The organism is Salinivibrio sp. ML323 (genome assembly GCF_001995745.1).
GTDB lineage: Bacteria > Pseudomonadota > Gammaproteobacteria > Enterobacterales > Vibrionaceae > Salinivibrio > Salinivibrio kushneri.
This window is the reverse complement of record NZ_MUES01000002.1, coordinates 149738-164080: the sequence shown is the minus strand read 5'-3', so window position 1 is coordinate 164080 and position 14343 is coordinate 149738. Positions and strand designations below refer to the sequence as shown.

11 protein-coding genes are annotated in these 14343 nt (G+C 51.8%); 3 read left to right on the top strand and 8 right to left on the bottom strand.

Annotated features, from left to right (window positions below):
- Positions 1–70: 70 nt before the first annotated feature.
- On the bottom strand, positions 71–1285 hold the full coding sequence (fabB, locus tag BZG13_RS02380) for a beta-ketoacyl-ACP synthase I (protein ID WP_069360721.1): 1215 nt from the start codon (positions 1283–1285) through the stop codon (positions 71–73).
- 118 nt (positions 1286–1403) lie between these two features.
- Between fabB and mnmC the strand changes: the two genes are divergently transcribed.
- Positions 1404–3404: a bifunctional tRNA (5-methylaminomethyl-2-thiouridine)(34)-methyltransferase MnmD/FAD-dependent 5-carboxymethylaminomethyl-2-thiouridine(34) oxidoreductase MnmC gene (mnmC, locus tag BZG13_RS02375; RefSeq protein ID WP_077484692.1), complete on the top strand. Its 2001-nt coding sequence runs from the start codon at positions 1404–1406 to the stop codon at positions 3402–3404.
- A 101-nt stretch (positions 3405–3505) separates the two neighbouring features.
- Here the strand turns inward: mnmC and BZG13_RS02370 are convergent, their stop codons facing one another.
- The 4 genes from BZG13_RS02370 to prmB form a co-directional block, all read right to left on the bottom strand.
- Positions 3506–3784, bottom strand: a complete 279-nt coding sequence (locus BZG13_RS02370) for a YfcL family protein (RefSeq protein WP_077484690.1) — start codon at positions 3782–3784, stop codon at positions 3506–3508.
- A gap of 4 nt (positions 3785–3788) precedes the next feature.
- The gene (locus BZG13_RS02365; RefSeq protein ID WP_077484891.1) at positions 3789–4340 is read right to left on the bottom strand and encodes an elongation factor P hydroxylase; all 552 of its coding nucleotides are present in this window, start codon (positions 4338–4340) and stop codon (positions 3789–3791) included.
- Positions 4341–4417: 77 nt separating this feature from the next.
- Complete coding sequence (gene aroC / locus BZG13_RS02360; protein ID WP_077456341.1) at positions 4418–5479, bottom strand: chorismate synthase; 1062 nt, start codon at positions 5477–5479, stop codon at positions 4418–4420.
- A gap of 178 nt (positions 5480–5657) precedes the next feature.
- Positions 5658–6590: a 50S ribosomal protein L3 N(5)-glutamine methyltransferase gene (gene prmB, locus BZG13_RS02355; protein WP_069360747.1), complete on the bottom strand. Its 933-nt coding sequence runs from the start codon at positions 6588–6590 to the stop codon at positions 5658–5660.
- Between the two features lie 121 nt (positions 6591–6711).
- On the opposite strand from prmB, the gene smrB reads away from it, so the two are divergent.
- Positions 6712–7242: an endonuclease SmrB gene (gene smrB / locus BZG13_RS02350; protein WP_069360725.1), complete on the top strand. Its 531-nt coding sequence runs from the start codon at positions 6712–6714 to the stop codon at positions 7240–7242.
- Positions 7243–7289: 47 nt separating this feature from the next.
- On the opposite strand, the gene sixA is transcribed toward smrB, so the two are convergent.
- Positions 7290–7778 (bottom strand): phosphohistidine phosphatase SixA, encoded by a 489-nt coding sequence (gene sixA, locus BZG13_RS02345; RefSeq protein ID WP_077484688.1) that lies wholly within the window; start codon positions 7776–7778, stop codon positions 7290–7292.
- A gap of 142 nt (positions 7779–7920) precedes the next feature.
- Here sixA and BZG13_RS02340 point away from each other — a divergent pair, with 142 nt between their 5' ends.
- A complete protein-coding gene (locus BZG13_RS02340) occupies positions 7921–10698 on the top strand; it encodes an insulinase family protein (RefSeq protein ID WP_198935497.1) in 2778 nt (925 codons plus the stop codon).
- Between the two features lie 60 nt (positions 10699–10758).
- Here the strand turns inward: BZG13_RS02340 and fadJ are convergent, their stop codons facing one another.
- A complete protein-coding gene (gene fadJ / locus BZG13_RS02335) occupies positions 10759–12894 on the bottom strand; it encodes a fatty acid oxidation complex subunit alpha FadJ (protein ID WP_077484686.1) in 2136 nt (711 codons plus the stop codon).
- Positions 12894–14204 (bottom strand): acetyl-CoA C-acyltransferase FadI, encoded by a 1311-nt coding sequence (fadI, locus tag BZG13_RS02330; RefSeq protein ID WP_077484684.1) that lies wholly within the window; start codon positions 14202–14204, stop codon positions 12894–12896. The genes fadJ and fadI overlap by 1 nt, the downstream gene beginning before the upstream one ends.
- Between the last annotated feature and the right edge of the window lie 139 nt (positions 14205–14343).

Genomic DNA, 14343 nt, shown 5'->3' with positions numbered 1-14343 from the left:
GCTCTCAACGATAATGGTCCGTGTCTGATGGCAGAGCCTCTCTGCATACCTGGAAAAAGGGGCGATTGTATTAACCGCGATATTTTTCAATTACCAAGGTGGCGTTGGTACCGCCAAAGCCAAAGCTGTTGGACATCACGCGCGTCAGTGCTTGCTCTCGCGGTTGCGTCACAATATCTAACCCTTCAGCCGCGGGATCCAAGTTCTCCACGTTGATACTTGGCGCGACAAAACCTTGCTCAAGCATCAGGGTTGAATAGATGGCTTCGTGCACCCCCGCCGCGCCGAGCGCGTGACCTGTCATTGACTTAGTCGCAGAAATCGCTGGGCTCTTGCCGCCAAACACTTCCTGAATCGCGCCAAGCTCTTTTACATCTCCTACTGGGGTTGAGGTGCCGTGAGTGTTGATGTAATCAACCTCACCCTCTACATCTTGCATCGCCATATTCATACAGCGCACCGCGCCTTCACCCGACGGCGCCACCATGTCATAGCCGTCAGACGTTGCACCGTAACCGACAATTTCACCGTAGATGGTCGCACCACGCGCCAGCGCATGCTCCAGCTCTTCCACGACTAGCATGCCGCCACCACCAGAGATCACAAAACCGTCTCGTTCCGCGTCATAGGTACGAGAGGCCTTCTGCGGGTCGTCGTTGTATTTGGTTGAAAGGGCCCCCATGGCGTCAAACATCATGGTCAGTGACCAATCCAGCTCTTCACCGCCACCGGCAAACACCACATCCTGTTTGCCTAGCTGAATCAGCTCAAGGGCGTGACCAATACAATGCGCCGAGGTCGCGCACGCAGAACTCATGGTGTAGTTCACCCCTTTAATTTGGAACGGGGTAGCCAAACAGGCTGAAACAGTCGATGACATGGTCCGTGGCACCATGTAAGGGCCAACACGCTTCACGCCTTTTTCGCGTAATGTATCAACCGCGGTGACTTGGTTCACCGATGACGCACCACCTGAACCGGCCACTAAACCAGTTCGTGGGTTAGAAACTTGCTCAGGAGCCAGGCCCGAGTCTTCAATGGCTTGCTCCATTGCCAAGTAGGCAAAACCCGCCGCGTCACCCATAAAGCGCATTCTTTTGCGATCAATATGGTCGGCTGGGTTGAGTTTGAGATCCCCCCAAACATTGCTACGCAGCTTCATATCTGCAAACTGCTGAGAAAAGTTAATGCCAGATTTCCCCGCTTTGAGCGACTCCAGCACTTCTTTGACGTTGTTACCAATACTGGAAACAATCCCCATGCCTGTAATGACAGCTCGTTTCATGATTCTTTCCTAGACGTTAATTTCGCAGTGGATGATAGCGTTTTTGAAGCTGATAAGTGGTCAGCTTTCCTTTGAGCCAGTACAATTTGCTTTTTCCTTTCCTGTGTAAGAGGCATTTGTGAGCACTCCCTCGATCGACCACGCAAAAATCAGCTGGAATGACACGGGCACCCCCGTCGCGGAACAGTTTGATGACGTCTACTTTTCCAATCACGACGGTTTGGCCGAGACCCGCTACGTGTTCATCGAACAAAACCAACTTCCCGCACGTTGGCAAACCGCCACATCATCTCGGTTCGTGATTGCGGAAACCGGCTTTGGCACTGGGCTCAACTTCCTGGCCACTTGGGCGGCTTTCGAGCAGTTCCGTCGAACCCATCCAAACGCGCCCGTGACCCAGCTTCACTTTATCAGTTTTGAGAAGTACCCCCTGACAGTAGAGGATCTCGCCCGTGCACATCAAGCTTGGCCAGAGCTGGCACACTATGCTGAACGGCTACGCGCCGACTACCCTGTGCCGTTAGCCGGTTGTCAACGGATCGTGTTGGCTCAAGGTCAGATTACACTCGATTTGTGGTTTGGTGATATTAAAGATTGGTTACCACAAGTGCCAACAGGCCCTGAAGGGGTGGTGGATGCTTGGTATTTAGACGGCTTTGCCCCAAGCAAAAACCCAGAGATGTGGAACCAAGATTTGTTTAATGGCATGGCACGACTTGCACGCGAGCAATGCACCTGCGCCACCTTTACCGCCGCTGGCTTTGTGCGTCGTGGCCTTATCGAGGCCGGTTTTGAAATGAAAAAGGTGAAAGGTTTTGGCCACAAGCGAGACATGTTGGCAGGCGCACTGCCTGCTCGCCAAGCCCATGCCAGCTACTCACCATGGTATGCCCGCACACCCGCTTCAACAGCGGACGACATCGCCATTATTGGCGGCGGTATTGCCAGTGCCGCCTTGATCACCGCATTATTGCAACGGGGCAAGCAAGTCACGCTGTATTGCCAAGACCCGCGCCCGGCTGCTGGCGCATCAGGGAACCATCAAGGCGCCATTTATCCGCTTTTAAATGGCAATAACGATAATTTAAGTCAGTTTTTTGCCCCCGCCTTTTTGTTTTCACGACAGTTTGTTCAACAACAAAACGTCCAAGGCATCGCCTTTGAGCACGACTGGTGTGGGGTGACACAGCTGGGTTACAACGACAAGAGTGCCGCTAAACTTGCTAAGATGGCCGATGGCGCCTTTCCTGAGGCATTGGTCACGCCGTTAGACGCCGATGGCGTGAGCGATAAGGTCGGCTTAGAAACCGGGCATGCCGGCGTGTTTTATCCGCTTGGCGGTTGGATAAGCCCGCAACAGTTTACTGCGGGTGTAATAGATAAAGCCATTGCCAGCGGACAGCTACGTGCCCATTTTGATTGTCCCGTGAGAGCGCTAACACAATCGAACAATGGTTGGACACTCGAGACCAGCATGGGTGAGGTTCACCACCCAAATGTGGTGATCGCCAACGGCCACCAAGCAGATAGCTTCAGCCAAACACAGCCTATTCCCGTTTATCCGGTGCGCGGCCAAGTCAGCCATGTGCCCACCAATACCGAACTCAGTAAGCTCAACACTGTATTGTGTTTCGAGGGCTATTTAACCCCGGCTAATCAGGCGGGCGAGCATTGTCTAGGGGCCAGCTATTGTCGCAATAATGCGGACGTAGCGTTCCAAGCCGCCGATCAGCTTGAAAATCAACAGCGCTTAACCGATTGTGTCGATACAGACTGGGCACACGCGGTGCCTCTGGCGGAAGACGGACGCGTTGGCGTGCGCTGTGCCAGTCGCGACCATTTACCTTTTGTGGGCAACGTGTGTGATTACGACGCCTTGGTGTCTGCCTACCAAACCTTGCAAAAAGACAAAGAAAAAGCGGACGCCGTTCCCGTTTATCCCGGGTTATTTTGCTTGCTGGGGCTCGGCTCTCGCGGCCTCACTTCAGCGCCATTGGCGGCAGAAGTGCTAGCAGCTCAGCTTTGTGACGAGCCTTTACCTTTACCTCAGTCGGTCCTAGACACGCTGCACCCAGGGCGGATGTGGGTTCGTAAGCTGCTAAAAGGTAAAACACTATAGCGCGTCACGGCCAACAAAGAAGCCATCACCGAGGCGATGGCTTTCTTTTGCTACGCGGTACCGTTTTCGATACCGCTTAGTGTCTCATTTAAAACAGTGTGTTACGCGTCTTTTTCCACTTGCTGTTGCAATAAATCCCACAGCGCCCCGACGAGACGTTGGTCGCCGGGTGACAGCTCACTGGCATTGTCATTGAGACTAGCATCGACGCGCGCTTTCAATGCTGACACCTCATCAACCCCCTCCAACTCACAGTCCGCTGCCGCTAAAGAAACGTGGCCACGTAAATAGCCACTGGCAAACAATTCATCGTCTGAGGCGGTTTCCACCATCTCATCGATTAACGCTAAAATGCGTGCTTCATAGTCTTGAACTTTCATCTTTTTAACCTTGGCTTGGCAACGTAAAGGTATCTGGCGTCAACGGCGCAACACCATAAAAGTCTCGCAAGGTATCAGAAAACTGCTTGGCGCGCACGGGCAAAGCGGTGCTTGTCGATGCATCCGAGACATACTGTACGACTTGTTGCCGAACTTTCTCAGTAAACGCGTGGCGATCGGGCTCAACACCACTTAAATTGTCACAGCTCACTTGAAAGCGAAACCCACAGCTTGCCGAGAGGATCCATTCAATCGCCTGTGGCTTCACCTCGACGGCCTCAAAGGCGGCTTGCGTGTTAGCATCACGGCCATCCGGATGATACCAATAGCCATAATCTTCCCATTGACGACGCTGCTCACCGGCAATGGTCCAGTGTGCAATTTCGTGCAATGCCGAGGCAAAAAAGCCGCGCGCAAAAATCACACGATGATGAGGATGATCGGCATCAGCAGGTAAGTAAATAGGCTCATCCCCGCCACGCACCAGCTCAGTATTGAAAGAAGCAAGAAAGGATTGGTTAAAAAGTTGGATCAAGTCGTGATAATTGTGGGTCATAATCTTAAACAATAACGACACCCCACCTATCCAAAACGACAGATGGGGTTAAAGAAGATGAAACGTTTGGGATATCGCTATGCGCCCATTTGGCCGCGGTGACGAAGCAAATGGTCCATCAGCACAATCGCCACCATAGCTTCGGCAATCGGCACGGCGCGGATCCCTACACACGGGTCATGACGACCACGTGTCACCACATCCGCAGATTCACCGTGAACATCAATACTCTTACCCGGCACGGTAATGCTGGAGGTGGGTTTGAGCGCTAAATGTGCCACTAGTGGCTGGCCTGATGAGATCCCACCAAGAATGCCTCCCGCATGGTTTGAGGCAAAGCCGTCAGGGTGAATTTCATCACGATGCTCACTGCCACGCTGATTCACCACGTCAAACCCATCTCCGATTTCGACCCCTTTCACCGCGTTAATTCCCATCAACGCATGGGCAATGTCCGCATCTAAGCGATCAAACACTGGCTCGCCAAGGCCGACAGGAAGGTTTTCTGCCACCACGGTGAGCTTGGCACCGATTGAATCTCCGTCTTTTTTCAGTTGACGGATCAGCGCATCCAATTCCTCTAGTTTGTTCACATCCGGGCAAAAGAAAGGGTTTTGCTCAACTTGCGCCCAATCCACCGTATCGATGGTCACCTCGCCCATTTGCGCCAAGTAAGCACGCACTTGAATACCATGCACTTGCGCGAGGTATTTTTTAGCCACCGCGCCTGCGGCGACACGCATCGCCGTCTCTCGTGCCGATGAACGGCCGCCCCCGCGGTAATCGCGGATGCCATATTTATGGTGATAGGTATAGTCTGCATGCCCAGGGCGAAACACATCTTTGATTTTGGAATAATCTTTGGAGCGCTGATCGGTGTTTTCGATCATCAAGCCAATCGATGTCCCCGTGGTTTGGCCCTCAAAGACCCCAGAAAGGATTTTCACCGCATCCGGTTCACGGCGCTGAGTGGTGTATTTCGACGTCCCAGGACGACGGCGATCGAGATCATGCTGCATGTCCGCTTCAGTCAATGCTAACCCCGGTGGGCAGCCGTCAATAATCGCCCCCAATGCAACGCCGTGGCTTTCTCCAAAGGTCGTGACGCGAAATATCTGTCCTATCGTGTTGCCTGCCATGCCTTCCTCTACTTGCCTGATGGGCATTGTTGTATTTTTGCGTACTTTGTTAGCAATTAACCATAAAGCAATCAAATACGCAAAGAAAATCCAGGTGAGCAACGGAGCGACTGCAAGTGTTAGAGACTAAAAAGCCAGCACGAGGCTGGCTTTATATCATGATCGGTGGGTACTGCCTCTAGTCGCGATAAAGGGCAAATTCATCCGCACACGCAACGAGATCTTGGCGACTGATCATAAACACACCATGACCGCCGTTTTCGAACTCAATCCACTGCAAAGGCAAATGACCGTATTGCTCTTGCATGTGCACAATCGAATTACCAACCTCACACACCAACACGCCATCGTCTGTCAGATAATCGGGGGCATTGGCAAGCATCCGACGCACCAGTTTCAACCCATCCGTGCCGGCGGCAAGCCCCAGCTCAGGTTCATGGCGAAACTCGTCCGGTAAGTCGTCCATATCTTCCGCATCGACGTAGGGAGGGTTGCTTACGATTAAATCGTATTTATCTTGCGGGACATCTTTAAGCAAATCCGACCGCATCGGGATCACTTGCTCTTCCAAGCCATGATCCTGAATATTGATTTCAGCGACATCCAGCGCATCGGTGGAAATATCCACCGCATCGATCTCTGCCTCTGGGAACGCATAGGCACAAGCAATAGCGATACAGCCACTGCCCGTACATAAATCCATAATCCGGCGAGGAGGGTGAGGCAAGATGCCAGCGAATTCTTGCTGGATAAGCTCACCTATCGGTGAACGTGGCACAAGTACACGCTCGTCGACAAAAAACTCTAAGCCACAGAAATACGCTTTGTTGGTTAAATATGCGACTGGGGTTTTATCGTTGATACGTGCAATGACACGCTCAACGATACGATGTTTTTCACTGGTGGTCAGTCGCGAAAAGCGCGTCTCTGAGGGTACATCTATCGGCAAGTAGAGTGTCGGTAACACCAGCTGTACCGCCTCATCCCACGCGTTGTCGGTGCCGTGGCCATAAAACAAGCCTGCCGCATTGAAACGACTGACTGTCCAGCGCAGCATGTCTTGCAGCGTATGTAACTCACTGACCACTTCTTCAGTAAAAATCGTATCCACATTGGCCTCCATCGGCTTCATGCAATTTGGGGTCGCCCTTTGACGCGAGGTCAGTACAATAAGCAGCATTTTGAGCTAGCTGAATGTACAATTCAGGTCATCACCTCGGGGACAGTTTTTTATGAGCAAAAAACCATCGATGACGGAAGAGGACTTGGCGCTATTCCGTGATGCCGTCAAAGGCGCAAAAAAGTTGAAGCAGGATACCATAAACCCACCACAACGCCAGACGACCAAGACGCGCAAACAACGTCAGTTTGAACGACAGAGTAGCGATCATGCATTTTACTTTTCCGATGAGTTCGAGCCGCTGCTCAATGAATCGGGTCCAATGCAGTACGCCCGTCAGGATGTCTCTAAATACGAGGTCAAGCGGCTTCGTCGTGGTGTGTATGTGCCCGATATCTATCTCGATTTACACGGAATGACCCAAACAGAAGCCAAGCGAGAGCTGGGGGCGATGCTCGCGGCCTGTGTGAAAGACGGCACTCGTTGCGCCAGTGTGATGCACGGGATTGGTAAACGGGTACTCAAAGACAAAATTCCACTGTGGCTGGCACAGCACCCCAATGTGATGGCGTTTCACCAAGCGCCAAGGGAGTTTGGGGGGGATGGCGCCTTGTTGGTGCTGATAGAAGTGCCCGAGCGCTAGTAACCTATCGCTAAAGAGACAGATGCGCGTCAAGCACTTTTTACCGATTACGATTTTAGAAGCTGTCGTGGCGACATATGCGCACTCAGCGACGCTTGTTGGTTGGTGATATCGACCTCAATCAACGCCATGGCTGACGTGGCAAACATCGGCGGTTGCCCTTCTTGCACCCACTCGTTGGTAAGGTATCCGACTAAAGGCAGATGAGAGACGACCAAGACCACGTCAAGTTTCTCAACCTCTATCATTGCATTCAGGTAATCATAGACACGATCACTTTGCCCAAAAGGGGTGATCTCTTGTTCTGTGATCACCTCTTTTGCATCGGATAACAAAGGCGCACACACCTGCCAGGTTTGCTGCGCACGTAAGTAAGGGCTCACCAGCACTTTATCAATCCCTTGCCCATCTAATTGCTGGTTCAGCCACGTCGCCATCTGTTTGCTCTGTTGCTCACCATTGGCCGTGAGCGCGCGGTCGCTATCACTGGCTGCAAATGCTTGCGCTTCGCCATGACGCATTATGATTAATTTCATCGCCTTAATACCCACATTCATATGCCAAGATTGGCTGCATGCTATCAAGATGATCCGCAAAAGACCAAATAAGTGGTTTGCGACTCTGGTCACTGGTAGTCATACTTACTACTAACTTATTTACTCTGATAGTGAGATGCTTGTGCACGTCAGCCCTAACGACCATAAACACTACCGTTATATCACGCTTCCTAACGCATTACGTGTCTTATTGGTGAATGACCCACATGCGCATCGCAGTGCCGCGGCATTGTCGGTGAATGTCGGTCACTTTCACGACCCAGTCGAGCGACAAGGGCTGGCGCATTTTCTCGAGCATATGCTTTTTTTGGGGACGGATCAGTACCCCGTCATCGGTGACTTTCAGCGCTTTATTAGCCAGCATGGTGGCCACAATAATGCGTGGACAGGCACCGAGCACACCACCTTCTTTTTCGATATTCGCCCCAGCCAGTTCGCGGCAAGCTTAGATCGCTTCAGCGCCTTTTTCATTTCACCCCGTTTTGATGCCGATGCCGTAGATAAAGAACGCCAATCGGTCGACGCCGAGTATCGCATGAAGCTCAATGACGACGTGCGACGTATCTATCAAGTTCATAAAGAAACCATCAATCCTAACCATCCGTTTGCCAAGTTCTCCGTTGGCAGTGTCGAGACGCTCGCGGATCGTGATGATTCCAATGTACGTGATGATCTCATCGCCTTTTACCGAGCTAACTATAGCGCCAATCTCATGACACTGGCATTGACCGGGCCACAGTCATTGGATGAGCTTGAGCGCTTCGCGAAACAGTATTTTTCCACCATTGCCAACCATCACTACCCTGAACTTGCCATCAATGCGCCCCTGACCACCAAGAATGAGCAGCATCAATGGGTGACGATTGAACCTTTAAAAGAGGTTCGTAAGCTCACCTTGGCGTTTTCTGTCCCTGAAAGCCCCGAGCAATACCGCACTAAGCCTTTGTCTTACATTGCCCACTTACTGGGTTATGAGGGGCCTGGGAGTTTGATGTCATTATTAAAAAACAAAGGCTATATCAACACCTTGTCTGCAGGTGGTGGGATCAGCGGGCGAGATTTTCGTGAATTTACCCTCGGCTTTTCGTTGACGCCATTAGGGCTGAGCCATCTCGACGATATTATTACCTATGTTTTTCAAACCATTGCCCTCATTCGGCGCGATGGATTACAACCTTGGCGCTATCAAGAAAAACGGCAAGTCCAAGAGCTGGCATTTCATTACCAAGACCCACAGCGCCCTATTGATACCGTCAGTCATTTGGTAATGAACATGCAGCATTATGCGCCAACCGATCTTCTGTACGGCGACTACATGATGGCAGGGTTCGATCGCCTCCAGATTCAAGCCATGCTGCAACATATGAGCGTCGATAACCTTCGCGTGATGCTGGTTGCCAAAGGGCAACATTACGATCAGCGTGCCGATTGGTATCACACGCCTTACGCGGTGAAACGGTTTTCTGCGCAACAAATTGCCAAATGGAAAACGGATTACATTTCACCGGCACTGACACTGCCTGACCCCAACCCGTATATTGCTGATGCCTTGCACCCAATAGCTATCGAGCAAGACGCCAGTGAGGAACCAAGCTTAATTGAAGAGCTGCCTGGCTTTCGCCTCTGGCATGGCCAAGAGTCACACTTTCGCGTGCCCAAAGGCCATATCTATATCGCCATCGATAGCCCACATGCCGTGGCGACGGTGAAAAACATTGTCATGACCCGCTTAAGTGTCGAAATGTTACTCGAAGCCCTGAATGAGCAAGCCTATCAGGCTGAAATTGCGGGAATAAATTACAATTTATACGCGCACCAAGGTGGGGTGACGCTGACACTTAGTGGCTTCAATGACAAACAGCCGCTATTGCTCGAACTTATCTTGAAAACCTTCTCTCAGCGCAGTTTCAACCCTGAGCGCTTCGAGACCATAAAAGCGCAGCTGCAACGCAGCTGGGAAAACGCAGAAAAGAATAAGCCGCTGAGCCAATTATATAACAGCATGACCGGGCTACTTCAGCCTAATAACCCACCGTACCACGCCCTTTTAGCGGCATTGGACACGGTGACCCTGAGTGACTTACCTGACTTTGTCGATGCCATGCTCGCCACCTTGCATGTCGATATGTTTGTGTATGGTAATTGGCACCGCCATCATGCCAAAGCCTTAGCGGAAACAGTGAAAGATAGCCTGCGTGTTAAGAACCAAGTGTATCAAGAATCTGTGCGCCCACTGATGTTGCTCAAAGATGTTGGCACCGTGAGTGTGGAACGAGCACTCTCCCACCCCGAATCGGCACTGTTGGTCTATTACCAAAGTCCATCCACCGATCCTCAGGCAGTGGCAACCTACACATTGGCCAACCACCTGATGTCCGCAACCTTTTTTAACGAGTTGCGCACCAAGCAGCAACTAGGTTACATGGTCGGTGCCAACAACTTACCGCTAAACCGCCACCCTGGACTCATTTTTTATGTCCAGTCCCCCATGGCAGGTCCTAACCAGTTAATGGCAGCGATTGATGATTTTCTGAATGCCTTTTTCATGGTGCTGTTGGAAATGACAGAAGCGCGCTGGCAAAGCAGTAAACAAAGCTTATTAGCACAAGTGAGAGAGCCGGATAATAATCTGCGCGCCCGCGCTCAACGTTACTGGATCAGTATTGGCAACAAAGACTATCAATACCAACGTCGCGAGCAGGTTGCGGAGGCGATGGCGACACTCAGCCGCGCGGATATGGTGCGGTTTGTGGTCAACACACTCAAACCGAGAACCGCAGATAGGTTAGTGATGCACAGTTGCGGGACCGACCATCAACAAGACGCGCACCTAGATGGGACCTATCCGATTGCGGACATCGCAGCCTTCCGCGCGTTATGTCAGCGTAGTGAAGACTGATCGCCCAGCAAACAGAAAGGGCAGCCACTGGCTGCCCTCGTATCTTCCACTTGCGTTGCCTTACCCCTCGGGATAAAACACCTGTCCCTCTTTGGCCATCACGGTTAAACGCTCACAGGGTGCAAAGCGCTCACCATAACGATTTTGATGCTCGTTGAGCAAGTTGACCACACGATCGATGCCGATATGGTCCATATAGCGGAAAGGTCCACCCAAGAACGGCGGGAAGCCGATACCAAAAATCGCACCGATATCACCGTCACGCGCAGAGCGAATCACGCCCTCATCGAGGCAACGAGCCGCTTCATTGAGCATCATTAACGCACAACGTTGCGCCACCTCATGACCGGACAACTGGGCGTTTAGGGTGATATTCAGCAAGCTATAAACTTTCTTATCCACCTGCTTGGCCTTGCTGCCTTTTTTGCTGGCATCGTAGCGATAGAAGCCCTTACCTGTTTTACGTCCTTTGCGGTCATCATTCAGCAGCACATCGAAGACATCCGGCGCTTCAAAACGCTCACCCAGCTCTTGCGTCAGGATAGGCGCTATCTTAGCGCCAATATCAATGCCCACCTCATCAAGCAAAGTGATTGGCCCAACAGGGAAACCAAAGTCCAATAGCGCGGTATCGATATGTTCAATCGTTTCGCCTGCCAACAACACACGCGCGGCCTCATTCATATAAGGGGCAAGGATCCGGTTAACGTAAAAGCCTGCGCTATCACCGACCACAATCGGCGTTTTACCTTGCTGACGCGCCAGCTTAACCACAGTCGAAATCGTCTGATCACTGATGTTTTTATGGGGGATCACCTCCACCAGCGGCATTTTTTCTACCGGGCTAAAATAGTGCAAGCCCACAATGTTTTCTGGGCGCTGGCTACCCTCAGCGATTTGATGAATCGGTAATGACGAGGTATTGGTAGCAAAAATAGCGTCGTTACCTGTGATTGACTCCATCTCCTCGACCATGCGGTGTTTAAGCGATAAATCTTCAAATACCGCTTCGATCACCACATCCGAGTTAGAGAGGGTTGTCGCCTGTGTATCACCCGATAGCTGCATCATGGTGGCTTGCAACTCGGCTTTGCTAAGCTGTTTGCGCTTGCGCTTTTTGTTCAGCAATTTGTAGCTGTAGCGTAGCGCATTCAATATGCCATCTTCGCTCACATCTTTCACGCGTACCGGGTAACCGGCCTTCGCGACCGAAACATGCGCGATCCCGGCGCCCATCAAGCCACCGCCAAGCACACCAATACGACTAATATCACCCGGCTCAGCATCAGCCCCGTTTTCTTTTTTCATCGCGGTGGTGGCGAAGAAGATGCTACGTAGCGCTTTAGACTCCGACGTCATCACCAGCTCACCAAACTGGCGTGCTTCTTCCTCAAATCCGGCTTTCAAGCCTTTATCGAGCCCCTTTTTCACCACAGATAAAATGGCATCAGCGGCGGGATAATTACCACGGGTTTTCGCTCGCGCTTTTTTGCCCGCTTGATCAAAGACGATATTACGCCCGACCGCATTGCCATTCAGCATCCAGCTTTGCCAGCTACGGTGGCGTTTTGGTTTCGATTTCTGCGCCAGCTGCTCGGCCACGTCGAGCAAAACGGTATCCGGCACACAATCATCCACCACACCCAGCTTTTTCGCTTTTTTGGCACGTAACTGTTTGCCGGTTAGCATCATATCCAGAGCGTCTGGCACACCGATAAGACGTGGCAGTCGCTGTGTACCGCCCGACCCTGGCAATAAGCCTAATTGTACTTCTGGCAGACCAAGGCGGGTTTTATCCCAGTCTGTAGCCACACGGCTGTGACAGGCCAGCGCGAGTTCAAGCCCACCACCTAAGCAAGGGCCATGAATCGCCGCCACCACGTGAAATGGCAGCGTCTCAATGCGTGAAAATAGAGCTTGACCTTGCGCGGCAATATCGCGGGCTTGCTCGGCGCTGTCACAGGCTTCGAGCATGCGCACATCCGCACCAGCCACAAAGTTATCGGGTTTACCCGAGTGAATCACTAGCCCTTTGACGTTTTTATCATTTTCGAGTTGGTCTAATACCGCGGAAACGCCCTCGACAAAGCTTGCCTGCAGTGTATTCATGCTCTCACCCGGCACATCTATGGTCAGCCAGGCGATTTGGTTTTCAGCAACCGTTAAATGAAAGGCTTGTTGGGTTTCTGTGGTCATTATTCTGCCTCCAAGATCATTGCTGCGCCTAGGCCACCTGCTGCACAGGCTGTGTTCAGTGCTAAACCGCCGCCACGACGTTTTAATTCACGTAAGGTTTGGGTGATCATCCGTGCACCTGTCGCGGCAAAGGGGTGACCATAGGCGATTGATCCCCCTAACACGTTGAATTTATCCATATCGATGTCACCAATCGCACGGTCACGGTTTAAATGCTCACGAGCAAAGGTATCAGAGGCGAACATTTTCACATTAGACAAGGTTTGCGCGGCGAACGCCTCGTGCATATCAATCAAGGTTAAATCCGCGAGAGAAATACCCGCGCGGTCAAGCGCAATGGGTGTCGCATAAGAAGGGCCCATCAGCATGTCTTTTTCCACCCCGATGGCGGAGAACGCATACGAGCGAATGTAACCGAGCACCTCAAGCCCTAATGCTTTCGCACGACTTTCTGGCATCATCAATACCGCAGCTGCACCGTCGGTAAGCGGCGTACTATTCGCTGCCGTGACCGAGCCATGCTTGCGGTCGAACGCAGGCCGCAGCTTGGCGTAGTCTTCTAGCGTGGAGTCAGGACGCAGGTTATTATCTTGTGCAATCCAGGCTTTGTAGGGCTCGGGATAGGCAGTGATCACTTCATCACTGAGCAGGCCTTCATCCCAGGCTTTGCTCGCCAGTTGGTGCGAGCGCAGCGCCAGCGCATCTTGCTCTTCCCGTGGGATCTGATGCGACTTTGCCATTTGCTCGGCCGTTTGCCCCATGCTCAGCCCCGTCGAATATTCAGCCACCGCAGGCGGAACCGGTGCCAGATCTTTCACTGAAAGCTTACTGAGCAGCTTTAATCGCTTGCTCATGGTTTTCGCTTTGCTTAAATCCAATAATGTCCGCGCCAGTTTTTTGCTAACGCCGATGGGTAATACAGATGATGAATCCGCGCCACCAGCAATCCCCACCTGGATATTGCCTGCGACCATGCTCTCTGCCACATTGGCGACCGCTTGAAAGCTGGTCGCACAGGCACGTGTGACACTGTAGGCATCGGTGTGGATATCCATGCCGGTACCCAGCACGATTTCGCGAGCGATGTTTGGCGCTTCAGGCATTTGCACTACCTGTCCAAACACCACTTGATCAATCTCTTTCGGGGAAATACTGCTTCGGTTGAGCATCTCTTGTACCACCATTTTGCCGAGATCGACCGCCGGCACATCAGTATAAGCGGTTGATTGGCGGGCAAAGGGTGTGCGTAGCCCAGACACAATAGCAATGCGATCACCATTGCTGGTTTTGAGGTGTTGCTGAGACGTCATCACTGCTCCTTAGGATGTTCTACAGGTCTGACCACGAGTGTAACCAAATTGTTACCAGCTTAAAACATCCGTTTTAATTGATTGGTAAGATTGCCAACAGGCGCACAGATCCGCTCCCCGCGTCACCATAATGGTTCAT